Origin of the sequence: Streptomyces nojiriensis (assembly GCF_017639205.1) — a bacterium.
GTDB lineage: Bacteria > Actinomycetota > Actinomycetes > Streptomycetales > Streptomycetaceae > Streptomyces > Streptomyces nojiriensis.
The window spans coordinates 511,494-537,292 of the sequence record NZ_CP071139.1; the positions used below are offsets into that span (position 1 = coordinate 511,494).

The 25,799-nt window shown below is 72.2% G+C and carries 20 protein-coding genes; 11 read left to right on the top strand and 9 right to left on the bottom strand.

Annotated elements, in window-relative coordinates:
* Nucleotides 1-175 precede the first annotated feature (175 nt).
* Nucleotides 176-715: a P-loop NTPase family protein gene (locus tag JYK04_RS02510; RefSeq protein ID WP_189743710.1), complete on the top strand. Its 540-nt coding sequence runs from the start codon at nucleotides 176-178 to the stop codon at nucleotides 713-715.
* Nucleotides 716-903: 188 nt separating this feature from the next.
* On the opposite strand, the gene JYK04_RS02515 is transcribed toward JYK04_RS02510, so the two are convergent.
* From JYK04_RS02515 to JYK04_RS02525, 3 genes are read right to left on the bottom strand one after another with little or no spacing between them, the layout of a single operon-like run.
* A complete protein-coding gene (locus JYK04_RS02515; protein WP_189743460.1) occupies nucleotides 904-3,225 on the bottom strand; it encodes an ABC transporter permease in 2,322 nt (773 codons plus the stop codon).
* 2 nt (nucleotides 3,226-3,227) lie between these two features.
* Nucleotides 3,228-4,019 (bottom strand): ABC transporter ATP-binding protein, encoded by a 792-nt coding sequence (locus tag JYK04_RS02520; RefSeq protein WP_189743462.1) that lies wholly within the window; start codon nucleotides 4,017-4,019, stop codon nucleotides 3,228-3,230.
* The gene (locus JYK04_RS02525; protein ID WP_189743464.1) at nucleotides 4,016-4,522 is read right to left on the bottom strand and encodes a PadR family transcriptional regulator; all 507 of its coding nucleotides are present in this window, start codon (nucleotides 4,520-4,522) and stop codon (nucleotides 4,016-4,018) included. Before JYK04_RS02525 ends, JYK04_RS02520 begins: the two co-directional genes overlap by 4 nt.
* Before the next feature lie 168 nt (nucleotides 4,523-4,690).
* On the opposite strand from JYK04_RS02525, the gene JYK04_RS02530 reads away from it, so the two are divergent.
* The 5 genes from JYK04_RS02530 (at nucleotide 4,691) to JYK04_RS02550 (ending at nucleotide 11,608) form a co-directional block, all read left to right on the top strand.
* Nucleotides 4,691-5,971 (top strand): ABC transporter substrate-binding protein, encoded by a 1,281-nt coding sequence (locus JYK04_RS02530; protein WP_189743466.1) that lies wholly within the window; start codon nucleotides 4,691-4,693, stop codon nucleotides 5,969-5,971.
* 215 nt (nucleotides 5,972-6,186) lie between these two features.
* Nucleotides 6,187-7,869: a glycoside hydrolase family 13 protein gene (locus tag JYK04_RS02535; RefSeq protein ID WP_189743468.1), complete on the top strand. Its 1,683-nt coding sequence runs from the start codon at nucleotides 6,187-6,189 to the stop codon at nucleotides 7,867-7,869.
* A 115-nt stretch (nucleotides 7,870-7,984) separates the two neighbouring features.
* Entirely contained in the window at nucleotides 7,985-9,316 is a 1,332-nt protein-coding gene (locus tag JYK04_RS02540; RefSeq protein ID WP_189743470.1) for an ABC transporter substrate-binding protein, read from the top strand.
* Nucleotides 9,317-9,326: 10 nt separating this feature from the next.
* Nucleotides 9,327-10,661: an ABC transporter permease gene (locus tag JYK04_RS02545; protein ID WP_189743472.1), complete on the top strand. Its 1,335-nt coding sequence runs from the start codon at nucleotides 9,327-9,329 to the stop codon at nucleotides 10,659-10,661.
* Between the two features lie 158 nt (nucleotides 10,662-10,819).
* Entirely contained in the window at nucleotides 10,820-11,608 is a 789-nt protein-coding gene (locus tag JYK04_RS02550; protein WP_229876498.1) for a carbohydrate ABC transporter permease, read from the top strand.
* A gap of 37 nt (nucleotides 11,609-11,645) precedes the next feature.
* Here the strand turns inward: JYK04_RS02550 and fabV are convergent, their stop codons facing one another.
* Together fabV and JYK04_RS02560 are read right to left on the bottom strand one after the other, a co-directional pair.
* A complete protein-coding gene (gene fabV, locus JYK04_RS02555; RefSeq protein ID WP_189743476.1) occupies nucleotides 11,646-12,860 on the bottom strand; it encodes an enoyl-[acyl-carrier-protein] reductase FabV in 1,215 nt (404 codons plus the stop codon).
* 555 nt (nucleotides 12,861-13,415) lie between these two features.
* Nucleotides 13,416-14,657, bottom strand: a complete 1,242-nt coding sequence (locus JYK04_RS02560) for a saccharopine dehydrogenase family protein (protein WP_189743478.1) — start codon at nucleotides 14,655-14,657, stop codon at nucleotides 13,416-13,418.
* 104 nt (nucleotides 14,658-14,761) lie between these two features.
* Between JYK04_RS02560 and JYK04_RS02565 the strand changes: the two genes are divergently transcribed.
* The 3 genes from JYK04_RS02565 (at nucleotide 14,762) to ligA (ending at nucleotide 19,354) form a co-directional block, all read left to right on the top strand.
* A complete protein-coding gene (locus tag JYK04_RS02565; RefSeq protein ID WP_229876440.1) occupies nucleotides 14,762-15,523 on the top strand; it encodes a TetR/AcrR family transcriptional regulator in 762 nt (253 codons plus the stop codon).
* Nucleotides 15,524-15,628: 105 nt separating this feature from the next.
* Nucleotides 15,629-17,185 (top strand): APC family permease, encoded by a 1,557-nt coding sequence (locus JYK04_RS02570; protein WP_189743480.1) that lies wholly within the window; start codon nucleotides 15,629-15,631, stop codon nucleotides 17,183-17,185.
* A 105-nt stretch (nucleotides 17,186-17,290) separates the two neighbouring features.
* Nucleotides 17,291-19,354 carry an NAD-dependent DNA ligase LigA gene (gene ligA, locus JYK04_RS02575; protein WP_189743482.1) on the top strand — a complete coding sequence of 688 codons (2,064 nt, stop codon included), beginning with the start codon at nucleotides 17,291-17,293 and terminating at the stop codon, nucleotides 19,352-19,354.
* 252 nt (nucleotides 19,355-19,606) lie between these two features.
* On the opposite strand, the gene JYK04_RS02580 is transcribed toward ligA, so the two are convergent.
* Nucleotides 19,607-21,778, bottom strand: coding sequence for a TerD family protein (locus JYK04_RS02580; protein ID WP_189743484.1), 2,172 nt, complete (start codon nucleotides 21,776-21,778; stop codon nucleotides 19,607-19,609).
* A 111-nt stretch (nucleotides 21,779-21,889) separates the two neighbouring features.
* Between JYK04_RS02580 and cpt the strand changes: the two genes are divergently transcribed.
* Entirely contained in the window at nucleotides 21,890-22,420 is a 531-nt protein-coding gene (cpt, locus tag JYK04_RS02585; RefSeq protein WP_189743486.1) for a chloramphenicol phosphotransferase CPT, read from the top strand.
* Between the two features lie 62 nt (nucleotides 22,421-22,482).
* On the opposite strand, the gene JYK04_RS02590 is transcribed toward cpt, so the two are convergent.
* Nucleotides 22,483-23,055, bottom strand: a complete 573-nt coding sequence (locus JYK04_RS02590) for an anthrone oxygenase family protein (RefSeq protein WP_189743488.1) — start codon at nucleotides 23,053-23,055, stop codon at nucleotides 22,483-22,485.
* 194 nt (nucleotides 23,056-23,249) lie between these two features.
* On the opposite strand from JYK04_RS02590, the gene JYK04_RS02595 reads away from it, so the two are divergent.
* Nucleotides 23,250-23,753 (top strand): GNAT family N-acetyltransferase, encoded by a 504-nt coding sequence (locus JYK04_RS02595; RefSeq protein ID WP_189743490.1) that lies wholly within the window; start codon nucleotides 23,250-23,252, stop codon nucleotides 23,751-23,753.
* Between the two features lie 36 nt (nucleotides 23,754-23,789).
* Here the strand turns inward: JYK04_RS02595 and JYK04_RS02600 are convergent, their stop codons facing one another.
* Nucleotides 23,790-24,800: an AraC family transcriptional regulator gene (locus tag JYK04_RS02600; protein WP_189743492.1), complete on the bottom strand. Its 1,011-nt coding sequence runs from the start codon at nucleotides 24,798-24,800 to the stop codon at nucleotides 23,790-23,792.
* Between the two features lie 68 nt (nucleotides 24,801-24,868).
* On the bottom strand, nucleotides 24,869-25,744 hold the full coding sequence (locus tag JYK04_RS02605) for an NmrA family NAD(P)-binding protein (RefSeq protein WP_229876442.1): 876 nt from the start codon (nucleotides 25,742-25,744) through the stop codon (nucleotides 24,869-24,871).
* Between the last annotated feature and the right edge of the window lie 55 nt (nucleotides 25,745-25,799).

The following is a 25,799-nucleotide window of genomic DNA, read 5'->3' on the forward strand; positions in this document are numbered from 1 at the left end:
CTACCGGGCCGGCCTGCCCGCCGCCGTGCACTTCCAGCAGCCGGGCGACCTCGTCGAGTACGCCGCGGACGGCATCGACCGTACCCACCTCCTGCCCGGCCCGCCCCCGCCCGACGGGACGGAACCCGAACACCGCGCCGCGGACCGCTCGGGGGTCGGTGGCGTGCCCCGAACGATCACGGGAGGTGAAGAGACCCGGCTCGTGGTCCTCCGGGGGAACTCGGCATCGGGCAAGTCCTCGGTGGCGGCGGGGATCCGCGACCGCTTCGGCCGTGGCCTGGCCCTCGTCGGCCAGGACAACCTGCGGCGGATCGTATTGCGAGAACGTGATGTGCCCGGCGGCGCGAACATCGGGCTGATCGACACGGTCGCCCGCCACGCACTGGACGCCGGCTATCACGTGGTCGTCGAGGGAATCCTGTACGCCGACCGATACGGCGACATGCTCGCGGGCCTGCTCGGCGACCATCGTGGGGTGTCCCGCTGCTACTACCTCGACATCCCGATCGAGGAGACACTGACCCGCCATGCTTCGAAGGCCGACCCCGATTATCTGGCGCAGGTCACCGAGCGAGAACTGCGGGACTGGTACCGCGGGCGCGACCTCCTTCCCGGCGGCGTCGAGACCGTCATCGGAGCCGACAGCACACTGGCCGACACGGTCGAGCGCATCATGCGCGACACCGGCCTCGCAGGGCGCCGGGAATCCTGTTGACCTCATGTGCGATCGAGTTTCCGGCGTGTCCTCACGTTGATCAGCCGGCGGGAGGCTCGTGCCCGGATGGCCGCGGTCTTCGGGGAGAAGGCCGCCGATGCGGTGCTCGACGTCACGGGCGGAGACGTCGCCCCTGATCTGCCGGGCCCTGATGGTCCAGGTCGCGATCAGGTGTTCCGTCCGGAGGGTCAGAGTGTCTCGCTCAGCGAGTCGGCCGGGCGCCGTCGGGCCGCCCGGGTCGCCGGCAGCGCCGCCGCCACCACCGCGCCCAGGACCGCCCCGACGATCACCATCGACAGCACGGGCAGCGGCGGCAGCTGGGCGATGCCCGCGCCGATGCCGCTCGACGCGCCCTGGGTGTCCACCAGCCATCTGCCGGACAGCACGCCCACCGTCGTACCCACCACGGCGGAGGCCAGCGCCGTCAGCCCGGCGGCCGTCACGATCATCGCGCCGATCTGCCGGGGTGTCAGCCCGATCGCCTTCAGCGCGAGCAGGTCCCGGCCGCGGTCCCGTACGCCGGTACCGATCAGGGTCAGCAGCTCGATCAGCCCGATCAGCGCCAGGACCGCGATCAGGGCGGCGATCACCGCGCGCGCCGGTTCCAGCCGGTCGACCGGGTTCGGCGTCTCCCGGACCTCCAGCGTTCCGGCCGCCGCCCCGGCGAGCGCGGCGCTCACCGTCTCGGGGTCCGCGCCCTCACGCAGCACGAGGGCGTGGAACTCGGGCCGCAGCCCCGGGTCGCGCTCGCGCAGGGCGTCGATGGTCGTGGTGATCACCCGGCCCCCGGATTCGGGTTCGATGGTGCGGCCGACGACGTGCAGGATCTGCGGACGCCCCTCGACGGTCATCCGCACCCACGCGCCGACCCGTACCCCGAGGAGGTCGAGCAGCCCCTGTCCGGCCACCGCCTCGTCCGGACCGCTGACGGCGCGCCCTTCCACGACCTTGGCGGGGTACGGGTCCCGGGCCGTACCCAGGCCGCGGAGCGTGATGGTGCCGGTCTGCCCCGGCACGAGCGCCGCCATCTCGGCGCCGGGGTGGACCGCGGCGACGCCCGGGACCTCGGCGAGGGTCCGCTCCAGTTCCGCGTCGGAGGCCCCGGCCGGCTGCCCGGCCCGTACGGTCAGTGCCGCGGGGAGTCCCATCTGCGCGGGTCGGCTGCGGAACTGGTCGAGCGTCGACCAGGCGACGAGTGCGACGGTGATGAGGACCAGCGGCAGGGCGAGCCGGGCGACGGGGAGGAGCGTCCGGCCGCGCCGCGGGAAGGCCGCACGCCACCCCAGGACCAGGGCGGGCGGCACGCGTGTTCCGAGGGCCCGCCGGCCGAGTGCCGTCATCGGCGCGGCGGAGGGCAGCGCCGCCCGGGCCACCGGGACGGGCGGGACCCGTCCGGCCCGCCAGGCCGAGAGTCCGGTCGCGGCCGCGATCAGCAGCACCGCGCCGCACGGGATGCCGATCATGAGCGCGGTGTGGCCGGGCAGGTCCTGCCACACCGCCGTCGCCTCCCCGATCCGTCCGGGTATCCGGGCGCCCAGCAGGGCGATCGCCGCCGTGCCGAGGGTCACGCCGAGAAGGGCGAAGGCCAGGTGCTGTACGAGGAAGCCGCGGGTCACCTGGCCGGGGGTGAAGCCGACGGCCTTGAGGATCGCGATGTCCCGCAACTGGCCGCGGACGCGGGCGCCGATCGCTCCGGCGGCGGCGAGCGCGGCCGCGAGCAGCGCGCCGAGTCCGAAGACCGCGAACATCTGCCCGAGCAGCCGGTCGTCGCCGCCCGCCTCGGCCCGTGCCTGCTGCCACTTGGTGACCTGGGCGACCCGGTCGGCGCCGAGGACGGTCACGGCCCGCTGGACGGTGAAGTCGGTGTCGTCCGGATCCTGCAGGCGCAGGCCCACGCTCTGCCCGGTGTCGCCGTGGGCGACCTCGTCGAGGGTGTCGTCGAGGACCCAGCCGATGCCGGGCCCGCCGCCCGGGTGGTAGCGGGGCTCGGCGACCTCGGCGATCCCGCTGACCCGCAGTGCGTGCGGGGCTCCGTCCGGGCCGGTGACCCGTACGGTGTCGCCCGGCTCGGCCCACAGGGCCCGCGCGACCGAGGCCTCCAGGACGACGGCACCGGTGCCGGTGCTGTCGGGTCCGGCGAGCCAGTTGCCGTCGGTGACGAGCGGCCGTGCGGTCTCCGGGGGCACGGTCGCGGCGGCGCGCAGCGTCACCCCGACCCGGGCACCGCGCGACTCGACCGTCGTCGCGGTCGTGCGGTAGGGCCCGGAGAGGGCGGCGACCCCGTCCACCCGGGACAGGGCGGCCGTGTCCGCACCGGCGCCGGTGTGCAGCCAGATGTGTGCGCCGTGGGACTGGTTGAAGACGCGCTGCCAGGGGTTGGCGGCGTAGCCGAACAGTGCGCCGGCGAGCAGGAGCGAGGCGATGATCCCGGCGCTGGCCAGGACGACGAAGAGGGCTTCGCCGCGGTGTGCGCGGAAGTCGGCGTGCGCCCAGCGCAGCGTGGCCCGCACGGTCACTCCTTGAGTTCCAGGTCCAGGTCCAGCACGCCGGAGACGCCGCGGGCCGGCCCGCGGCGTCCGCCGCCGAGCTGTGCGTCGTCGGCTATGCGCCCGTCGAAGAAGCTGATGACGCGGTCGGCGGCGCTGGCCATCCGGGCGTCGTGGGTGACCATCACGATCGTCTGGCCGCGCTGGTGGAAGCGGGAGAGCAGCCGCAGCACCTCGCGGGTGCCCTTGCTGTCGAGGCTGCCGGCCGGCTCGTCCGCGAGCAGCAGTGCGGGGTGGTTGACCAGGGCGCGGGCGAGTGCGACCCTCTGCTGCTCGCCGCCGGACAGCTCGCCGGGCATGGAGCGTTCGCGGCCTTCGAGGCCGAGTTCGGCGAGCAGTTCGGCACGGGATGCGCGGGCGGCCTTCGGGGAGGCTCCGGCGAGCAGGGCGGGGAGTTCGACGTTGTCGGCGACGGTGAGGTTGGAGACCAGGTTGAAGAACTGGAAGACGACGCCGATGCTGCGGCGCCGCAGGACCGCCCAGCGGGCCTCGCGGTACTCGTCGACCCGCTCCCCGCCGATCCACAGTTTCCCGCTGTCGGGGCGCTGGAGGCCGCCCAGCAGGTGCAGGAGCGTGGACTTGCCGGCTCCGGAGGGTCCGGTGACCGCGACGAACTCGCCGGGCCGGACGGACAGGTCCACCCCGCGTACGGCGTGCACCGGTACGCCCTCGCCGTGGTGCGTCTTGGTCAGGCCCTCGGCCCGCACGATGGGCTCGGCGGACGCGCCAGGAGCGGCGGTGGTGGCGTCGTCGCTCATTCCAGCTCCTCCTGGCAGCGTTCCAGCCAGTCGAGGTCGGCCTGCAGGTGCAGCATGGCGCCCTCGATCAGCAGTTGGGAGATCTTGTTGTCGCGGTCCTCCGCCGCGGCCAGCTTGGACAGGTCCCGCATGGTGTTGAGGTACTGCCGCCGCTGTTTGTTGATCAGTGCGACCGGATCGGCGAGACCCGACTGCGGCGCGAGTGCGAGCTTCATGAAGAACTCGTCCCGTACCCGGGGCTCCTCGGCGGTGTCCTCGAACCAGGCCAGTACGGCCTCGCGTCCGGCGTCCGTCAGCTTGTACGTGCGCTTGTTGGGGCGTCCCGACTGCTCGACGTCCTCGCCCTCGATGAGGCCGCTCTTCTCCAGCCGCCCGAGGGTGACGTAGATCTGGCCGACGTTGGGCTGAGGGTACGCGGCGCCCAGGAGCTTCTCAAGGTCCTGCTTCAGCTCGTAACCGTGCGCAGGGCTACGGGTGAGGAGCGCAAGGAGCGCCAGCCGCACTCGCTCCCCCTCCTTCCCGCTCCGTAGTCAACGGTTCACTCGGCAGCGGGCCGAATTGCGCCGCCGTCCGTCTCGTCTGCCTGCGCGTCTAGTATCGCCCATGCCTAACGGGTATATATAGGCCACGATGGTCGGCGACGCAGCCGGATCGTGTACTGGGAGGAATCTATGCGGTGGATGCGTGCCGCGGGTAGAGCTCTCCTGGTCGGAGCGGTCGTCCTGGCGGGCTACACCGGTCTCGGCGTCCACGCCGGGGCGGGCGCGGCTTCCGAGGACCGGGGCCGCGGTCCCCTGACGCTCGTCACGGCGGGCGATCTCACGGACTACCTCCCCCCGCTCCTGGCGGAGTGGAACGACGCCCATCCCGGCGAGCGCGTCACGCTCGTCGAGCTGCCCGACTCGGCGGACGAGACCCGGGCCCAGATGATCAGTGAGCTGCGCTCGGGCCGCGACCGGTTCGACGTGCTGAACATCGACGTCGCCTGGACGTCGGAGTTCGCGGCGGCCGGATGGATCTCCCCGCTCCGCCGTGAGCGCTTCCCGCTGGACTCCTTCCTGCGGCCCGTCGTCGACACCGCGACCTTCGACGGCCGGCTGTACGCGGTCCCGTACGTCACCAACGCGGGGCTGCTCTACTACCGCAAGGACCTCCTGGACCGGGAGGGCGAGCGTCCGCCGCGCACCTGGGACGAGCTGGCGCGCCAGGCGCGCACGATCGCCCCGAAGTACGGACTGGACGGTTATGCCGGTCAGTTCCTGCCGTACGAGGGGCTCACGGTCAACGTCACCGAGGCCGTGCACTCGGCGGGCGGCTCGATCCTGCGCGACGACGGCGCCCGCGTGAGCGTGGACTCGGACGCGGCGCGCGCCGGGCTGCGGTTCCTGGCGGACGGTGTGCGGGAGGGCTGGATCTCCCGCGACGCGCTCGGTTACAAGGAGGAGGAGTCGCGGCGGGCCTTCCAGGAGGGCCGGCTGCTGTTCCTGCGGAACTGGCCCTACGTGTACGCGGACGCGGGCGCGGAGGGCTCGAAGGTCGCGGGCAGGTTCGGCGCCGTGCCGCTGCCCGGGCCGGACGGGCCCGGCACCAGTGTGCTGGGCGGCTCCAACCTCGCCGTGAGCAGCCATGCGCGCCATCCGGCGTCGGCGGCCGACCTGATCGCGTACCTCACCAGTGAGCGGGTCCAGCGACAGGTGCTCACCAAGGGCTCGCTGCCTCCGGTGCGCGCCGCGCTGTACGAGGACCCCGAGCTGATCCGGGCGTATCCGTACCTGCCCACGCTGCGCGAGAGCGTGCTGTCGGCGGTGCCGCGTCCCAAGAGTCCGCGCTACGACCAGGTGAGCCTCGCCGTGCAGGCCGTGGCGCAGGACCTGCTGGCGCTGCGCCAGACGCCGGAGCAGGCGGCGGCGCGGCTCGCACGCGAGCTCGGGACCATCTCCCGCACGGGCTGATCGCACTCTTCCGTCCCCCTCTCTCAAGGGCCTCTACTTACATGTTAAGTAGAGGCCCTTCCTCATGCATCCGGGCAATCACGTACAAACCACCCCAGCTTTTCACTGTTTCTGGACACATCGTTGACACCTTCCAGTCGCTGCTACTTAACATGCATGCATAACAGCGCACCGATCCGGAGCGCTCTCGCATTCAGCAGACAGGTCGACGCGAGATGCTCAGCACCCTTCCGGCCGCTACCGGCCACCCCTCCCCCACCGCCACCTCATCGGCCCCTTGGTGGCGCGACGCGGTGATCTACCAGGTCTACGTCCGCAGCTTCCTCGACAGCACCGGGGACGGCATCGGAGACCTGGCCGGCGTCCGGGCCGGGCTCCCCTACCTGCGCAGGCTCGGTGTCGACGGCATCTGGCTCAGCCCCTTCTACCCGTCGCCGCAGCACGACCACGGCTACGACGTCGCCGACTACCGCGGTGTCGACCCGGTCTACGGCGACCTCGCGGAATTCGACCGGTTGGTGGCCGACGCCCGCCGGCTCGGGCTGAAGCTGCTCCTCGACATCGTTCCCAACCACTGCTCCAGCGAGCACCCGTGGTTCCGGAGCGCGCTCGCCGCGAAGCCGGGCAGCGCCGAACGCGCCCGCTTCCACTTCGCTCCCGGCCGCGGCCCGGACGGAACGGAGCCCCCCAACAACTGGCGCGCCATGTTCGGCGGCCCCGCCTGGAGCCGGACCACCGGGCCCGACGGCGCCCCCGGCGAGTGGTACCTGCACCTCTTCACGCCCGAGCAGCCCGACCTGAACTGGCGCGATCCGGCCGTGGGCGACGACTTCGAGGAGGTGCTGCGCTTCTGGCTGGACCGCGGGGTCGACGGCTTCCGCATCGATGTCGCCGCCGGACTGTTCAAGCACCCCGAGCTGCCGGATTCGGACGACCCGGGAGCCGACGAGCGGGCCCGCGACGCCGTCAACCAGCTGGCCTGGAACCAGCCCGAGGTCCACGGCGTGTGGCGGCGCTGGCGCTCGGTCTGCGAGGAGTACACCGCACGGGACGGCCGCGAGCGGCTGCTGGTCGGCGAGGTGTCCGTGCCCACCGCGCGCGAGCACGCCGAGTACGTCCGCCCCGACGAACTGCACCAGGCGTTCTTCTTCGACCTGCTGAGCGCCCCCTGGGACGCCGACGCCTTCCGCACGACGATCACCGACGCGATGCGCGACATCGCCGGCACCGGCTCCACCGTCACCTGGGTCCTCAACAACCACGACCAGGTCCGCACGGTCACCCGCTACGCGGGCGAGCCCGGGGTGGAAGGCAGCGGACTGGGGGCCGCCCGCGCCCGCGCCGCGGCGCTCCTGATGCTCGCGCTGCCCGGCGCCGCCTACGTCTACCAAGGCGAGGAGCTCGGCCTCCCCGAGGTCCTCGACCTGCCCGACGAGGTCCTCACCGACCCGATCTTCCACCGTACGGGCAGCCGCAAGCACGTCCGGGACGGCTGCCGCGTGCCGCTGCCCTGGTCCGGGCACGCCTCGCCGTTCGGCTTCTCCGGGGAAGCGGCCGGCGCCAAGCCGTGGCTGCCGCAGCCCGAGTGGTTCGCCGAACACGCCACCGACCGCGCCCTGGCGGACACCCGTTCCTTCTGGCACCTCTACCGCGACGGGCTCCAGCTGCGGCGCACCCTGCCGCAGCTCGGCGAAGGCCCGCTGCGCTGGCTGGACACGCCTCCTCAGGTGCTGGCGATCAGCCGCGGCGACGGCCTGGTCTGCGCGGTGAACTTCGGCACCGAGCCGGTCCCCGCCCCGGTCCCGGGGACTCCGCTGCTCGCCAGCGGCCCCTGTCCCGACGGGGTCCTGCCCGCGGCGACCGCCGCCTGGTGGACGGCCGAATGCCCCGCCCCGTGACCACCGGCCCCTGACCTCCTCCGCTTCCTCCGCTCTCCTCTTCTCCCTCCCCCTTCCTCCCCCGCGCAGTCCGGGCCCCGCCCCGCGTCCCGGACCTCCAGACAAGGACTCCCTCATGCGACGACCCAGCAAGACGACCCGGCGGACCGCGGCCACCGCATCGGCGGCCCTCGCCCTCGCCCTCGGTGCCACCGCCTGCGGCAACACCACCGGACCCGAGAGCAGCGGCGAACTGAGCGGCCAGACCGTGACCGTGACCGGCGTCTGGACCGGCAGCGAGCAGCAGAACTTCAAGAAGGTCCTGGACGCCTTCAGCGAGAAGACCGGCGCCAAGACGGTCTTCGTCCCCTCCGGCGACAACGTCTCCACCTTCGTCGGCAGCAAGATCGAAGGCGGCAACGCCCCCGACGTGGTGCTGGTTCCCCAGGTGGGGGTGCTCCAGCAGTTCGCCAAGGAGGGCTGGCTCCAGCCCCTGTCCGAGCAGACCACCCGGAAGGCCGGCTCCTCCCTCGCCCCGGTGTGGCGGAACTACGGCACCGTCGACGGCACCTACTACGGCCTCTACTTCAAGGCCGCCCACAAGTCGACCGTCTGGTACGCCCCGGAGGCCTTCGCCCAGGCCGGTGTCAACGAGCCCACGAGCTACGCCGACCTGCTGAAGGCCGGCCGCACCCTCGCCGACTCCGGCCGCCCCGCCTTCGCCATAGCCGGCGAGGACGGCTGGACCCTCACCGACTGGTTCGAGAACATCTACCTCTCCCAGGCCGGACCGGAGAAGTACGACCAGCTCGCCCAGCACAAGCTCAAGTGGACCGACGACAGCGTGGTCAAGGCGCTGACCACCCTCGGCGAACTGTTCAAGGACAAGCAGCTCGTCGCCGGCGGTGCCCAGACAGCCCTGAGCACCGACTTCCCCACGTCGGTCGCGCAGGTCTTCGGCCCCGGGCCCAAGGCGGCCATGGTCTACGAGGGCGACTTCGTCGGCGGCATCGCCAAGGACCAGTTCGGCAAGAAGCCCGGCAAGGACGCCAAGTTCTTCCCGTTCCCCGCGGTCGACGGCGGCAAGGCGCCGGTCGTCAGCGGCGGTGACGCGGCCGTCGTCCTCAAGGACGCGAAGAACGGCAAGGCCGGCATGAAGCTGCTCGAATTCCTGTCCAGCCCCGAGGCCGCCGAGGTCTGGGCCCGCGCCGGCGGCTTCCTGTCCCCCAACAAGGAGCTCGACATCACCGCGTACGGCGACGAGACCACCCGCAGCACGGCCGACTCGCTCATCGCGGCGGGCGACTCCATCCGCTTCGACATGTCGGACCAGGCCCCGGCCGCGTTCGGCGGCACCAAGGGCGCGGGCGAGTGGAAGCTCCTCCAGGACTTCCTGCGCGACCCGTCGGACCCGCGGGGCACGGCCGCGAAGCTCGAGGCCGAGGCCGCCAAGGCCTACGGGAACTGAGGCGCCTCCCATGGCTGACACCATGACCGCCGCCCGCGGCGCCGCCGACGGGCGGCGCCGGGCCCAGCGCAGAAAACGCCGCCTCGCGATCGTCTTCGTCCTGCCCGCCCTGCTGCTGCTCGGCGCGCTGGTCGTCTACCCGGTCCTCTTCTCCTTCGGCCGCAGCCTCTTCGACGCCGACGGCGACCGGTTCGTAGGAGCCGCCAACTACGCGGCGATCGTGCAGGACCGGGCCACCCTCAAGGCGATCCGCAACAGCGCACTCTGGGTCGTCGTCGCCCCGACCCTGCTGACCGGACTCGGGCTGATGCTCGCCGTGCTCACTGAGAAGGTGCGCTGGGCGACCGCGTTCAAACTCGTGCTCTTCCTGCCGATGGCCGTGTCGTTCCTCGCCGCGGGCATCATCTTCCGGCTCGCCTACGAACAGGACCCGGCCCGGGGCGTTCTCAACGCCGCCGTCGTCGGTGTCCACGACAGCTTCGTGGACACCGCCGCCTATCCGACGGCCCGGGCCCGGGAGGGCCAGGGCCTGACGGGCGGGCCGGGCGGCCCGTACAGCACCGAGGAGGCCGTCCGCCCGGGCCGGTCGGTCGCTCTCGGCCTCATCGGGGTGGCACCCGACGCGATGCCGGCCGGGGCGAAGGCCGCGGCCCCGGCGGCGGACCGGCCGGACACCGTCGGGGGTGTCGTCTACTTCGACTTCGCCCCCGGCGGCGCCGGTACCCCGGGCCGGATCGACCCGGGCGAGAGCGGGCTGCCCGGCATGACGGTCGAGGCGGTACGGGACGGCCGGGTGGCCGCCACCGCCGTCACGGCCGAGGACGGGTCGTTCCGCTTCACCGGGCTGGCCGACGGCCCGTACACCGTCAGGCTGCCCGCGGCCAACTTCGCGGCCCCGTACCAGGGGGTGAACTGGCTCGGACCGGCGCTGGTGACACCGGCCATCATCGGCGCCTACCTGTGGGTGTGGACCGGCTTCGCGATGGTCCTGATCGGCGCCGGCCTCGCGGCCATCCCGCGGGACGCCCTGGAGGCGGCCCGGATGGACGGCGCCTCCGAGGGCCAGATCTTCCGCAAGATCACCGTGCCGCTGCTCGCTCCGGTGCTCACCGTCGTCTTCGTGACCCTGGTGATCAACGTGATGAAGGTCTTCGACCTCGTCTACATCATCGCGCCCGGACCGGTCCAGGAGGAGGCGAACGTGCTGGCCACCCGCATGTGGCTGGTCTCCTTCGGCGGCGGCAACGACCAGGGGCTCGGCAGCGCGCTCAGCGTGGTGCTCCTCCTGCTCGTCGTCCCGGCGATGGTCTTCAACATCCGGCGCTTCCGAAGGAGTGGAGCATGAGCGGCCGCGGCACCATCGAGCGACGACCGTCCCGGCGGACGACGGCGGTCCGCTCCGTCCCCGGCCCGCCGGCGAAGGGGCCCGCGCACGGACCAGGGCGCCGGCGCGGGAAGCGGCTGTCGCGCCTGCTGAGCAACTCCCTCGTCCAGGGCGCGCTGATGCTGGTCGCCCTGGTGTGGATCACCCCGCTGGCGGGCCTGCTCATCTCCTCCGTGCGTTCCGAGGGGGACAACGCCGCCGACGGCTGGTGGACCGCGCTCACCGACCCGTCCCAGCTGTCCCTGGACAACTACTCGGCCCTGCTGAAGGACTCCGGTATGGCGGCGGCCTTCGGGAACACCGTCCTGATCTCCGTGCCCACCACCGCCCTGGTGGTCGCCATCGCGGCACTCGCCGGATACGCCTTCGCGTGGCTGGAGTTCCCCGGCCGGGACGCCGTCTTCCTGGTGGTCGTCGGACTGCTCGTGGTACCCGTACAGATCGGGCTGCTGCCCGTGGCCAAACTCTTCGGCGCGGTGGGGCTGTTCGGCACGGTCGCGGGCGTGGTCCTCTTCCACGTCGCCTACGGGCTGCCGTTCGCGATCTTCCTGCTGCGCAACTACTTCGCCGAGATACCGCGCGAGATGCTGGAAGCCGCCCGGATGGACGGCGGCAGCGAGTGGCGGATCTTCTCGCGGCTGGTGCTGCCGCTCGGCCGCCCGGCCATCGCGAGCCTGGCCATCTTCCAGTTCCTCTGGGTCTGGAACGACATGCTCGTGGCGCTGCTCTTCGCGGACAGCGGGTCCCAGCCGCTCACGGTCGCGCTGCAGTCCCAGATGCGGCAGTTCGGGAGCAACATCGGCGTCCTCGCGCCCGGGGCGTTCCTGTCCCTGGTGGTCCCGCTGATCGTCTTCTTCGCCTTCCAGCGGCACTTCGTCCAGGGGGTGATGGCGGGCTCGGTGAAGTGACCGCCACCATCCCGCCGGAGCGGATCCCGTGCCGGAATCAGGGGGTGGGAACGGGCCAGGGAACGTCGGTGGCCACCGTGGCGGTGTAGTCGACGCCCGGCACGGCGAAGCCGTACAGGCGCTGGACCTCGGTGTGGAACCAGTCGAGGTCGGCGAGAGCGGCGATGGTGTCGGTCGTGGCGGCCTCCCAGCGCCCGGCGACGGCCGCCTGGACGTCGTCGGTGAGTTCCCAGGTGTCCAGGCGGACCCGGCCTTCGTCGTCCAGGGCGAGCGGCGCCGTACCGGTGAGCTGGTCCCACAGGGCGGCGAGCTGCTGCACCGGCGGGACCAGGTCCGCTCCGAGGACGCCGCGCAGCAGCCCGGTGTACAGGGCGATGCCGGGGATGGCGGTGGAGGACTGGGTGACGGCGGCGCCGTTGACGGAGGTCACGGCCCGCCCGCCGAGCGTCGTGCCGAGCCGCTCGTTCAGAGTGCGGGCGGTGGCCTCCAGGTGGGCCTTGGCCGCGCCGATGGTGCCCTGCCGGTAGATGGCCGCGGTCAGCGGCGAGCCGATGTACGACAGCGCGGCGGTGGCGAAGCCCTCGCCGAGCAGTCCGCGGCCGGCCAGGTGGTCGATCCAGCGTTCCCAGTCCGCCCCGCCCATCACGGCCACGGTCTGCTCGACGTCATCGCCCTCGGCCGGCCCGGTCTCGACCTCGCGTACCGCGGGCACGCCCCGGTCGTCGAAGACGAGGGTCTTGGTGCGGTTCGCCCGGCCGATCGGCTTGAGGACGGAGGCGTGGGTGGTGCCGGTGTCGGGGTCGGTGCGCCTCGGCGCGGCGACCGAGTAGATCAGGTAGTCCAGCCGGCCGCCGAAACGCTGCTCGATGAGGTCGGCGACCTCGTTCTTCATGGTGTCGGAGAACGCGTCGCCGTTGAGGAAGACCAGATCCCGACCGGCGGTACGGGCGAGGTCGGCGGTGGCCGCGGTGCGGTACCAGCCGGCCGTGGCGGTACGCCGTTCGGTGGGGGCCTTCTCGAAGGAGACCGCGATGCCGCGCACACCGGCGCGCTTGAGTCCGGCGACCGTGGCCGCCAGGCCGTAGCCGGCCGAGGAGCCGATGATCAGGGCCACCGGTCCGGCCCCCTCCGGCAGCTCGGCGGGGTCGGGGCAGTCCTGCCACATGTCGGCCACCAGCCGCTCGCAGCCCGCCGGGTGGGAGTCGAGGAAGAGAAATCCCCGGTTGCGGGGGGTGAGAACGCGCTTGCTCATGCTTGCAGTCCTTGGGTCGGTCGGGCCTAGGCCGTCTCTTTCGGATCTTGTCGGATGAGCCCGGGTCGTCCGGTGCGGTGCATCTCCCCCAGCTACCGCTGGGAGGTGCCCCCGGGCGGAGGGGCGCTCGTGTACTGGACGTACTCGAGTGCCCCGACAACCTGGGGGTCCCCCCGGACGGAGTCTGGGGGATGAGGTGCCGTGCCGGGCGGGCCGGGCCCGGCAAGATCCGGAAGAGACGGCCTAGGAGGCGGCGACCGGCCGGGCCGCCACGTCCCGTCAGTCTGCGACAGGACGGACACGGACGGTGGCCCCACCGGAGACAAGGATCGCAAGTGGATCTTGGAGTGTTCCGCCACTTCCGCTACTTCCGCTGCTTCCGCTGCTTCCGGCAGAGCGGGAAGGGGCCCATGAGCTCGGGGCGGGCGAACTCGCCGTGGCTCGCCGGGTTCCAGGACGGCGGCCCCGGCCTGGAACCCGGCGGGCCGTTCGGTGCGCGGCGCGGTGGGCACCAGCTCTCGCGTCGAAGCGCTGCCCCTCCGGTGTGCCGGACGGTCAGTTGGCCGGGGTTTCGCCCTGTTCCCGCATGCCCCACGGGGAGCCGTACCCGGTGAGCAGGTCGAGGAACGGGAGCGGCGGCAGGGCCTCGGGACCCAGGACGCCGGGCTGCGACCAGACGCCGGTGGCCAGGAGTTCGAGGGCCACCACCGGGTTGACGGCGGTCTGCCAGACGACGGCCTGGGAGCCGTACTCGCGCATGGACCACTGGTTGTCGACCACGTGGTAGAGGTAGACCTCGCGGGGCAGACCGTCCTTGGTGCCCTTGACCCAGGTGCCGGCGCACGTCTTTCCGGTCATCCGGTCCCCGAGCGTCGCCGGGTCGGGCAGGCAGGCGGCGACCACGTCGCGGGGTGAGACCCGGACCTCGCTGCCGTCCTCACCGCGGACCGCGACCCGTGCGGTGGAGTCCAGGCCGAGGGCGTGGAGGGTCTTGAGCTTGCCGATGAAGTCGTCGCCGAGGCCGTACTTGAAGGTGACCCGGCGGGCCCCGACCCAGCGCGGGACGAGGAGCACCTCCTCGTGTTCGACGTTGACGCACTCGACGGGGCCGATGCCCTCCGGGAAGTCGAAGACCTCGGGCTCGCTGAACGGCTCGGTGGTGAACCAGCCGCGCTCGCGCTCGTAGACCACGGGCGGGTTCAGGCACTCCTCGATCGTCGTCCAGATGTTGAAGGACGGGGCGAAGTCGTAGCCCTCGACGGCCAGGTTCGCTCCGTCGCGGATGCCGATCTCCTCGATGTCGTCGAAGAGGTGGTCGGCGGCGTAGCGGGCGAAGACGTCGGAGAGTCCGGGCTCGACGCCCATGCCGACGAGGGCGAGGCGGCCCGACTTCTCCCATTCCTCCGCCCGTTCGAACTGCTCGTCGCCGAGCTTCACGCCGCATTCGCTGTGCGGGTGGTCGGGGTGCGGGCGGGAGAGGGACATGGCCATGTCGAGGTAGTGGCTGCCCGCCGCGAGCGCGGCGTTGAACAGGGGCATCACGAAGCGCGGGTCGGTGGCGTTCATCAGGACGTCGCATCCGCGCTCGGTGAGCAGCCGGGTGACCGCCTCCTCGTCGGAGGCGTCGACTCGGCAGGCGCTGAACCGCTGCTCGTCGCCGCCCAGGGCCGCGACGGCGGCCTGGGCGCGGGACAGGTCGTAGTCGGCGACGACGAAGTGGTCGAAGAAGTCGCGGCGGGCGGCGATCTTGGTGATCGCGCTCCCGACACCGCCGGCACCCACAAGCAGAACACGCATGGCGAGGTCCTTTCTCGGTGAGGCGTGCGCCTCAGGGGGCTGATGGAACCGTTCCGTCCGAGTTAAGGTCAATGGTGTTGGCATAAGGATGGACGGAGGCGGCGATGGCGAAGGACGTGGTCCCGGAGGAGGCCCGCAGGCGGCGGCGCCCGACCCGGCAGGGGACGGTGCTCTCCGAGCGGCTGATCGTCGAGACGGCCCTGCGGATGGTGCGCGAGCACGGCAGCGCGGGCCTGTCCGCCCGGCGGCTGGGCGCCGCTCTGGGTGCGGATCCCAGCACCCTGTACCGGTACTTCGACGGCATGGACGGGCTGACCCTGGCCATCGGCGAGGAGCTGATCGGCCGGGCGCTCGACGGCTGGGTGCCCACCGGGCGGTGGCGCGAGGACCTGCGCTCACTCGGGCTGCGCATCCACGGTGCCTACCTCGCTCACCCGCAGGCCGCGCTGCTGACCGCGAGCCGGGTGAGCGGCCGGCCGCGCGAGATCGCGGCCGACGAGGCGATCCTCGGCAGCCTGCGCGGCGCGGGCTTCGCGGACGTGGACGCCGTACGGATCTACCACGCCTACATCGACCAGGCCCTGGCCTTCGCGGCGCTCGACGCGGGGCCCCTCGCGCTGACGGACAAGGCCCGCGAGTCGGACGAGGAGCGGTGGGAGTCGACGTACGCCAGGCTGCCGGCCGACGCGTACCCGAACATCGCGGCCACCGCGGGACTGCTGGCCGCCCGGATGCCCCACAGCGCGTACCCGGTCGCGCTGGAGATGCTGCTGGACACCGCCGAGCGGCAGCTCGCGGACGCGGCGGGGGCCGGGGGCGGGGGCGCGGCGGGGGCCGGGGGCGGGGGCGCGGCGGGGCGCGCCTGACCGGGCCTCCCGGGCAGGCTTATGCCAACACCATTGACCCCCTGTGCGGAGCCCGGGTTTCCTCATCGCATTCACGCCCCGTTCACAGTGCACCAGTGAGGGACCATGGTCGAAGACACCCCGCGGACGCCCGCCGCCACCGCCACGCTCAGACCGAACGCGATCGGGTTCGTCGACGCCCTCGCCATCGGGCTGAACGCGACCTCGCCGGCGTACTCCCTCGCCGCCGTGATCGGGCCGATCGTCGCCCTGGTCGGCGTCCACGCCCCCGGGGTGATGCTCGCGTCGTTCGTTCCGATGGTGCTCATCGCATCCGCTTTCTACTACCTGAACCGGGCCGACCCCGACTGCGGCACGACCTTTTCGTGGGTGACGCGCGCACTGGGTCCCACGACCGGCTGGCTGGGCGGCTGGGCGATCACCATGACCGGCGTGCTGGTGGTCGGCTCGCTCGCCGACGTCGCCGTCAACTTCGGCCTGCTGGCCGTCGGTCTGGACGGCTGGGCCGGCAACACGCTGATCCGCCAGGCGCTCACCGTGCTGGTGATCGTGACGATGGCGGCGCTGTGCGTCCGGGACACCCAGGCCGCGGCCCGTCTGCAGAACGTCCTCGTACTGCTGCAGACCGTCTGCCTGTTCGTCTTCGCGGCCGTCGCCCTGTACCGGGTCTATGCCGGAACCGGCTCCCTCGGCGCGCTGCGCCCCTCCGTCGGCTGGCTCGACCCGTTCGGAGCGGGGAGCACGGCGCTGACCGGCGGGCTGCTCCTCGGTGTCTTCGTCTACTGGGGCTGGGAGTCGGCCGTCAATCTCACGGAGGAGACGAAGGACCCCTCCTCCGCCCCGGGCCGGGCCGGCCTCTGGTCGACCGTGGTCCTGCTGGCCACCTATGTCTCCGTGGCCTTCGCGGTGGTCGCGTTCGCCGGCACCGGCTATCTCGCCGCGCACGCCGACGACGAGGAGGCCGTCTTCGCCTCCCTGGCCCGCGAGGCCCTCGGCGGCTGGGACTGGATCGTCCTGCTCGCCGTCGCCACCTCGGCGCTCGCCTCGACCCAGACGACGATCATCCCGGCCTCCCGCACCGCGCTGTCCATGGCGCGCAGGCACGCCCTTCCCCGCCGGTTCGGTCTGATCCACGACCGGTACCGCACCCCCGCCGTCGGCACCTGGTGGGTCGCCGGCACGGCCACCGTCTGGTACCTGTTCATCCACCTGATCAGCGAGAACGCGCTCGCCGACTCGCTGACGGCCCTCTCCCTGCTGATCGCCTTCTACTACGCCCTCACCGGTATCGCCTGCGCGGTCTACCACCGGCGCCTGCTGACCGCGGGGGTGCGCGAGTTCCTGTTCATCGGCGCCGGCCCGCTCATCGGAGCGGGGATGCTGATCTGGCTGCTCGTCGAGGCGGTCGTCGACATGGCGGACCCGGCCAACTCCTCCGGCGGGACGTCCTGGTTCGGTCTCGGCCCGCCGCTGGTCATCGCCCTGGGCCTGAGCCTCGCAGGGCTGCTGGTGATGCTCGCCCGGCGCGCGGCGTCCGGGGCGTTCTGGGCGGAGCGCCCGACCGTCCACGAAGGCACGGCCGTCGACGAAGGCCCGGCGGACCTGCCCGACAGCTCGGCGGACGCCGCGGCGAGGGCGGCGGAGCCCGCGGCACGGGGATGAACGCGCGGTGGGCGTGCGGGCCTTGACGGCCCGCACGCCCACGGGGAGGGGCCGGCGGTGAGCGGCCCGGGGCGATTGTCAGTGGCTCGCGAGAGGATCACTCCCATGACGAACCTTTCCGCCGATCAGGCGCTGTCCAGCACGTCCAGCCGCTCCGCGTACGAGGCCGCGCTCGGGCGGCTGCGCGACGCCTCGGGGGCGTACTACGCCGACGGCGACAGCCCGATGGACGATGCCGCCTACGACCAGCTCCGGCTCGCGGTGCTGGCCTGGGAGGCGGAGCACCCCGAGGAGACCGCCGCCGACTCCCCCACCGGGCAGGTCGGCGACGGCGCCGCCCCGGCCGGCGATGTCGCGCACACCACCCGGCTGCTCAGCCTGGACAACGTGTTCAACCCGGACGGCCTGCTGTCGTGGGGCGAGTCCCTGCAGCGCAGGCTGGGCAAGGCGCCGGCCGGCGGGTTCACCGTGGAGCCGAAGCTGGACGGCGCGGCCGTCGCGGCCCGGTACCGGGCCGGGCGGCTGGTGCAGATCATCACGCGCGGCGACGGCAGCACCGGTGAGGACGTCAGCCATGTCATCGGACAGATCGAAGGCCTGCCCGAGCGGCTGCCGGTGCCGGCCACCTTCGAGGTGCGCGGGGAGGTGCTGTTCACCCAGGAGCAGTTCGAGACGGCGAACGCGGTCCGCACGGCGCACGGCGCACAGGTCTTCGCCAACCCCCGCAACGGCACGGCCGGCACGCTGCGGGCCAAGGACCGCCCGTACCGGCTGATGATGACCTTCTGGACCTACGGCGCGGTCGAACTGGACGGAGAATCGTTCCTGCCCGCCGGAGCCACGCACGCCGAGACCCTGGCCGCGGTCGCTCGGGCCGGGGTCCGCACGACCGCGGACACCCCGGTCGGACTGCACGTGGTCGCCTCCCTCGCCGAGGCACAGCAGCGGGTGGACGAGATCGCCGCCCTGCGCGCGGGGCTGCCGTTCGGTATCGACGGTGTCGTGATCAAGGTCAACGACGCGGCCGAGCAGGAAGCGGCGGGACTGGGCAGCCGGTTCCCCTACTTCGCCGTCGCCTTCAAGCTCCCGGCCGTCGAGCGGCAGACCGTGCTGGAGGACGTGGTGTGGGAGGTCGGCCGGACCGGGGTGCTCGCCCCGACCGCCGTACTCGCCCCGGTCCTGATCGACGGCTCCACGGTCACCAGGGCCACCCTCCACAACCCGGCCGACATCCGGCGCCGTGATCTCCACCTCGGCGACACCGTGACGGTCTACAAGGCGGGCGACATCATCCCGCGGGTCCAGGCCGCCGTGGTGGCGCTGCGCCCGGCCGGGGCGACGGAGGTGCCGCTGCCCGAGGCGTGCCCCCAGTGCGGCGGGGAGATCAACAAGACGCAGGAGCGGTGGCGCTGCGCGCAGGGCGCGGCCTGCGCCCTGCCGGCGCTCATCGAGTACGCCGCCGGGCGCGAGATGCTCGACATCGACGGGCTGGGCAGGACGTACGTCAAGGCCCTGGTCGACGCCGGTGACGTCACGGACGTCGCCGACCTGTTCACCCTGTCCCCGGACCAGCTCACCACCGCCTCCGGCAGCGCCAAGCGAGGCGCGAAGCTGGCCGAGCAGATCGAGGCGGCGAAGGCCCGGCCCCTGAGCCGCGTCGTCTGCGCGCTCGGCATCCTGGGCACCGGGCGCAGCATCTCGCGCCGTATCGCCCGGCACTTCGGCACGATGGACGCCGTCCGCCGGGCCGATGCCCTGGCCATGCAGGCCGTGGACGGGATCGGTCCGGAGAAGGCCCCGGTGATCGTCGAGCAGATCGCCGCGCTGGCCCCGGTCATCGACAAGCTCGCCGCGGCGGGCGTCAACATGAGCGAGCCGCAGGAAGCGGCGGCGGCGCAGGAGTCGGGGCCGCTGGCCGGGAAGGTCGTCGTGGTGACCGGGAAGATGACCGGAGCGCTCGAGGGCCAGGGGCGGGACGCGATGAACGCACTGATCGAGAAGGCGGGCGGCCGCGCGGGCAGCAGCGTCAGCCCGAAGACCGCCATCCTGGTCTCCGCGCCCTCCGCGAGCGGCAAGCCCAGCTCGAAGGCGGTCAAGGCCGCCGAGCTCGGTGTCGAGGTCCTCACCCCGGAGGCCTTCGCCGAGCTGGTGGCCGACTACCTGAGCTGAACCGAGCCGAACCGAGCCGAACCGAGCCGAACCGAGCCGAGCTGAGTGGGCCCGAACCGAGCTGAGCCGAGTGGGCCCGAACCGAGCCGGCCCGGGCGGCGGTCCGGCGTCCGGCACGGAAAGACCTCCGGCCGTCCCGCGTGATGCGGAGACGGCCGGAGGTCTCAAGTCGGTGGCGAGGAAAGCGAAGAGGCTATTTTGGATTGTTGAGAAGGAAGCCCCTTCATGGCCTCGCCACGGCTACGTTAACAGTCAGGCGGGGATCAGGTCACACAGGTTTTCGGGGGTGACGATCCGCGACCCCGGGTGCAGCTTCTCGGGCCGCTCCAGGCCGATGTAGGTGACGGGACCCGCCGGAACGGTCTTCCCGTCCCACACGGTGACGGTCGTCGCGCTGCCGGTCATCAGCTCGATGAGGTAGCGGACGGTGAGCTGCTCGCGCTCGGCGACGGCGCGCATCAGCGTCGCGACCGTCACCCGGTGGTCCTCGACCCGGTTGTACGACAGGGATCCCGTCAGGTACAGGTGCAGCCACTTGGCGCGCCACCGGCCGTCGGACCCGCGCAGGAACACCAGCGGCAGCGCGACCCGGCCCGGACCGCGCAGGTCCGACTTCATGCGCACCGTACGCGGCTCGAAGGGTCGTCCCTTCTGCTCGGTCTCGCGCAGCATGAACCCGAAGAACGACTCCTCGACCTCTTCGAAGCCTTCCCCGGAGTAGATGTGGACCTGCGGGACGATGCAGGTGGCGCGCACCGCGTCCAGGCGCAGGTCGATGAACTCCGAGGCCCCGTGGGGCGCGTTCGTGATGTCGCCGGAATGCTTGCCCCCGATCTCGGTGAGGTTGGTGTACGACAGCCCCGAGACGGTCGAGTAGTCGCTGTCGAGCAGGGCCGCCGACAGGTCGTAGTCGGTGGTGCGCGCGGTCTGCTTCCAGTACACGAAGAAGCGCAGCAGTTCGCCGTCGACCGGGGACACCGAGCCGCGCGGCAGCACGCCGAGACCGGACGCCGTCGCCTTGCCGCTGAGCGGCAGCGCCACGTCCAGGACGTCCGGGTCGATCAGCAGGTGGTCCGCGACGGGCACCCGGCGGCGCAGTTCCGCGTCGATCGCGGCGATCATCCGCTTGCGCTCGGGCGCGAACACCGGCGGACGGGTGTCCTCGGTGACCCAGGCCCGGCCGGAGCGGTTGACGAACACCCGCTGTTCTCCGGTCTCCTGGGCGCGGTTGTGCAGGTGCTCGCGCACCGACAGCAGGACCCGGCCGGAGGCGTCGGGGAGGGCGTGCTCGGCGGCGGCCGCGACGGCGTCGCGCTCGTCCTGGGTGTGGGCGGAGCGCAGCAGCCGGTCCAGGGAGCGCAGCAGCTTGCCGGGCGCGGCCTTCAGCAGCTCGGCGGCGCCGGTGGGGTCGAGCCGGGCGTGCAGTTCCTCCACCCGGCTGTCGAAGGTGCGCACCGCCTTCTCGCCGCGGGCGACGGCGAACACGTCCGCCGCGTGCGGCCACTGCGGGTACTCGTGCGGGTGCAGCCGCTCGCCGAGCCGTTTCCACGTCTCGCGGTGCGCGTGTACGTCGGCGAGCTTGGCGGGCGCCGCGCCGACGACCGCGTCGAGGCCCGCGAGCAGGGCCCGGCGCACCGGACGGGAGAGCCCGCGCAGCCGCGTCGGCTCCTGCAGGCCGACGTCACCGCTGGCGAGGGCGCAGGCGAGCCGGAGCACGTCGGTGACCGTGTCCAGCAGCAGGCTCGCACCGGTCTTCAGCCGGGCCTCGTTGACCACGGCCCGGTTCTCCCGTACGGGGATCTCCTCGGGCTGCGGTCCGTCCGCGCAGTGGCCGGCGAGCTCCCGCAGGTCCCGCAGGCCGTCCTCGCCCAGAGGTGTGGTGCTGCCCGCCAGGGCCAGGTAGAGGGAGGTGAGTTCGTCGTCGGGGGTGCCACCGAGGTGCAGGACCGTCATACGGTCGCCCGCAACGGCGATCAGCTCGTCGTGGTGGGTCAGCATCTCCGCGTAGGAGTGCCGGTAGTTCCCGTACGAGGGGAGCGTGAGCAGGTTCACGACGCCGGTGCTCAGCTGCTCCAGCGTGCCGATGCGCGCGTCGTCGTCGGCGAGCGCCTCGGCTATGCACCGCATCCAGAAGTCGAAGGTGTCCGGCACGTTGGCCGGGAAGTCGACGAAGTACACGTTGTGCCGGACGTGGTCGCCGACCATCTCGCGCACGGTGCCCAGCGTCCGTACGGCGGTGTCGACGACCGCCCGCTCGGACAGCCCCGACAGGTGTTCGAGCAGCTGCGCCGAGAGCTTGAAGCCCACGGACATCAGAGCGGCGTCGAACTGCTGTGCCGCGACGGCGCCTTCCCCGACGGGTCCCGTGGGGCGGGGGATGCGGTGCGTGTGCCGGAGTACCAGAGGGTCGAGTCGGTGGACCATTCCACCATGATCCCAAGGCCGTACGGGCGGCCGCACCCGGTTTTCCGGGGGCGGAACGGTGTCCGCCGAAACCTGATGCGTGCCGGACGGGAAGCGGCCTACCGTGGCGCGATGACTCAGGTGATCATTCTCAACGGTGGTTCCAGCTCGGGGAAGTCCGGGATCGTACGGTGCCTGCAGGCGGTGCTGCCGGACCCGTGGCTGTCGTTCGGGTGCGATGCGTTCGTCGACGCGCTGCCTGCCGCGATGCAGACGGCGCAGGAGGGGATCGAGATCGCGGCGGACGGCACGGTGAGCGTCGGGGCGGCCTTCCGGACGCTGGAGGCGGCCTGGACGAAGGGGATCGCGGCGATGGCCCGTGCGGGTGCGCGGATCGTCGTCGACGACGTGTTCCTCGGCGGGGCGGCGTCCCAGCAGCGGTGGCGGGAGGCGCTGGGCGCTATGCCGGTCCTGTGGGTCGGTGTGCGGTGCGACGAAGCGGTGGCCGCGGGCCGGGAGATCGCGCGCGGGGACCGGGTCAGGGGAATGGCCGCGGCGCAGGCGGACACCGTGCACCGGGGAGTGACCTACGACCTCGAGGTGGACACCACGCGCACCGAATCCCTGGAGTGCGCACGGATCATCGCCTCCCGCGCCGGCTGACCGGGGAATCCCTCGAATCCCTTCCCGGCGAAGGGATTCCCCGGCGGACGCGCTCGGTGCGATCAGCGCGCGGCGCGGCCGTGGAGCAGCGTCGCGCGGGCGAGAGCGGTGAGGGCCGCGGTGCAGAGCAGGGTGCGGACGATGTTCGTGGTGACCCAGGTGGTCTTGAACCGCTCGACGATCGAGAAGTCCGTCATCTGCTCGACCGCGCCCCCGTCGGCGAGCTCGTTGTTGAGCGGGATGTTCACGCCGAAGGTGATCACGAGGACGGCGAGGTACGCGACCGCGGCCACCCCCACCCACAGGGCGGTGGCGCGGCGGCCGCCGCGGTACTCCACGACCGCCGAGGCGGCGGCCGCCAGCAGGGCCAGCAGGAACACCGAGCCGAAGAGCGGATTGCCGTCGATGGCCTTGTTGAAGGCTCGCATCGCGGTCACGTACGTCGCCTCGTCACCGGCCGCCAGCCCCGGCATCACCGAAACGTCGAAAGCGAAGAACAGCCCGGCCATCAGGCCCACCAGAACGGTGGCCAGCGTGATCAGGGTGGCGGCGAGCCGGGTGCCCCCCAGCCGGTCCGGTGTCGCCGACGGGGCCGGCGGCCGGTTCGGAACGTGTGGCGTCGGGTTGGTGGTCATTCGACTCTCGTCCTCTTCCAACAGTCAATACAGCACGGTGCGATGCAGTGCGGTGCGACGCGTTCTGGACACGAACGCCCGATCGTGACATCACCTGTTCGATATTCCGCCGGGTTTCGCCGACCCCTTGGGTGAATCTTTAGCCATTGCCGCGCACTCCCGGGGAGTGTCGGATCCGGGGATACGCTGGGGTCATGCAAGCCCTGAACACCCCCGCACCGGGCCCGCTGCGCCTGGAGCCCGTCACCGGTGACAACTTCGACGCGGTCTGCGCGATACAGGTCCGCCCCGATCAGGCCCATCTGGTCTCCCCCGTGGTGAAGTCGCTCGCCGAGGCGTACGTGCACACCGCGACGGCCTGGCCCCGCGCCATCGTCGACGGCGACGAGGTCGTCGGCTTCGTCATGGCCTTCCACGACATCGTCTGGGATCCGGCCGCCGACCCCGACGACCGGCGCAGCGGCATCTGGCGGCTCAACATCGACGCCCGCCACCAGGGCAAGGGCTACGGCCGCTTCGCCGTCCGGGCGGCCGCCGAAGAGATCCGGGCCCGCGGCATCCACGACGTGTACGTCAGCTGGAACACCGGCGCGAACAGCCCCGAGCCCTTCTACCTCGGCCTCGGCTTCCGCCCCACCGGCGAACTGAGCGGTGACCAACGCGTCGCCAGGCTCTCCCCCGCCCCGGACGGGACCTGACGGCTGTTCCGCGATCCGGCTCCCCGGATGCCTGCCTCAGGAGACGGCCCGGCCGAGCACGACCGTGCCCCGCGGGCCCTGCGCCATCGCCGCACCCGGCGCCGTCGTCCCTGAGCGGAACTCCCGTGGGCTGACCCCGCGGACCCGCTTGAAGGCGGCGGACAGGGCGAAGGCACTGCTGTAGCCGACCTTGCGGGCCACCTTCTCCACCGTGGCGTCCGGTTCCCGCAGGAGATCGGCCGCCAGCGTCAGGCGCCAGCCCGTCAGATAGCCGACCGGCGGCTCGCCGACGACCTCCGTGAAGCGGCGCGCGAGCGACGCCCGGGAGACGCCGACCTTCAGGGCCAGCTCCTCCACGGTCCATCCGTGCGCCGGGCTCTCGTGCAGCAGCCGCAGCGCCGGCCCGACCACCGGATCGCCCTGCGCCCGGAACCAGCCCGGGGCGCCGGACCCGGGTGCGGCGAGCCATGCCCGCAACACCCCGATCAACAGCAGGTCCAACAGCCGGTCCAGGACCACCTCCTGGCCCGGCTCGTCGCTGGAGATCTCCGAGGCGAGGAGCGTGATCAGGGTGGAGTCGGCGGCCCCGGCCGGCCTCACCAGGATCGTGGGCAGCGCGCCCAGCAGCCGGCCACCGACCTCGCCCGGCGCCTGGTAGGTACCGCTCAGCATCACGGCCGCCCCTGCGCCCGGGCGGGCGACGCCCCAGGTCCGCACACCGAGCGCCATCGAATCCGAGACGTCCTCGCCCTGCTGCGTACTGCACCGCTGGTCCGGCCCGACCGTGATCTGGACGGGGGTGTCCGGCTGGTCCGCGACCGTGTAGGGCACCGGCCCCCGTACGACGGCCACGTCCCCGGGGCCGATCCGTACCGGCTCGGCGCCCTGTTCGTCGGGCAGCAGCCAGGCAGAGCCCTGCACCATGGTCACCACCGACAGCGGGGCACGGTCCTCGATCCGCACCGACCACGGGGGGTCGAGCACCGACTTCAGCAGGAACGCGCCCCGGGCCTGCGGGCCCGCGAGGAGACCGGTCAGCATGTCCATACGCACATCCTCCCCACGACGGAACAACACCCGGGCACCGACCCGGGCGCGGGCGTGGCCGGTCCGCATCAGACGGCCCGGACGTCCCAGACGCCGGTGGCCGCCGCCTCCCGGGCGAAGTCCGAGAAATCCCGGGGCGGCCGCCCCAGCACCTCCTCGACCCCGTTCACGAGGTGCGCGTTGCGCCCGTCCAGGATCAGGGTGAACAGCTCGGCGAACTCCTCCGGCAGCCCGTTCTCACGCAGCTCCGCACGATAGTCCTCCATCGGGATCGGAGCATAGGTGATCTCACGGCCGGTCACCTTCGAGAGCTCGGCGGCCACGTCCTCGAAACTCAGCAGGCGCGGCCCCGACAGCTCGTACGTCCTGCCGATGTGCCGGTCGTCGGTCAGCGCGGCCACCACCACGTCGGCGATGTCCCCGGTGTCGACGAACGCCTCGACCGCGTCCGCCGTCGGCAGGACGATCTCGCCCGTCCGCACGGAGTCGAGGAAGAAGCTCTGGTCGAAGTTCTGGTTGAACCAACTCGACCGGACGATCGTCCAGTCCGCGCCCGAGGCCTTCAGCCCTTCCTCGCTGCGCCGTGCCGCCTCCTCACCGCGCCCCGACAGCAGCACCAGGCGCCGGGCCCCGGCCGCCACCGCCGCCTCCGCGAAAGCCGTCACCTGAACGGCAGCCCCCGGGAAGGCGAGATCGGGGTAGTACGTCACGTAAACCCGGTCCACGTCTTCGAGCGCCGGAAGCCAGGTCGCGGAATCGTTCCAGTCGAAGGCCGGCTCGCCACGGCGGGATCCGACCCTGACGGGGCGGCCCTGGGCCGTGAGCCGCTCGGCGACCTGCCGGCCGGTCTTGCCGGTGCCCCCGATCACCAGGGTGATACCGCCCGCGCCGGTGGTCCGTGCAGCGTTGTCGTTCGCGTTCTCGTTCTTCGTCGTCTTCGTCATGACCCCAGTCAATTCCAACGACGCGAGACGCGACATAGCCGAAGAGCTCACCTGC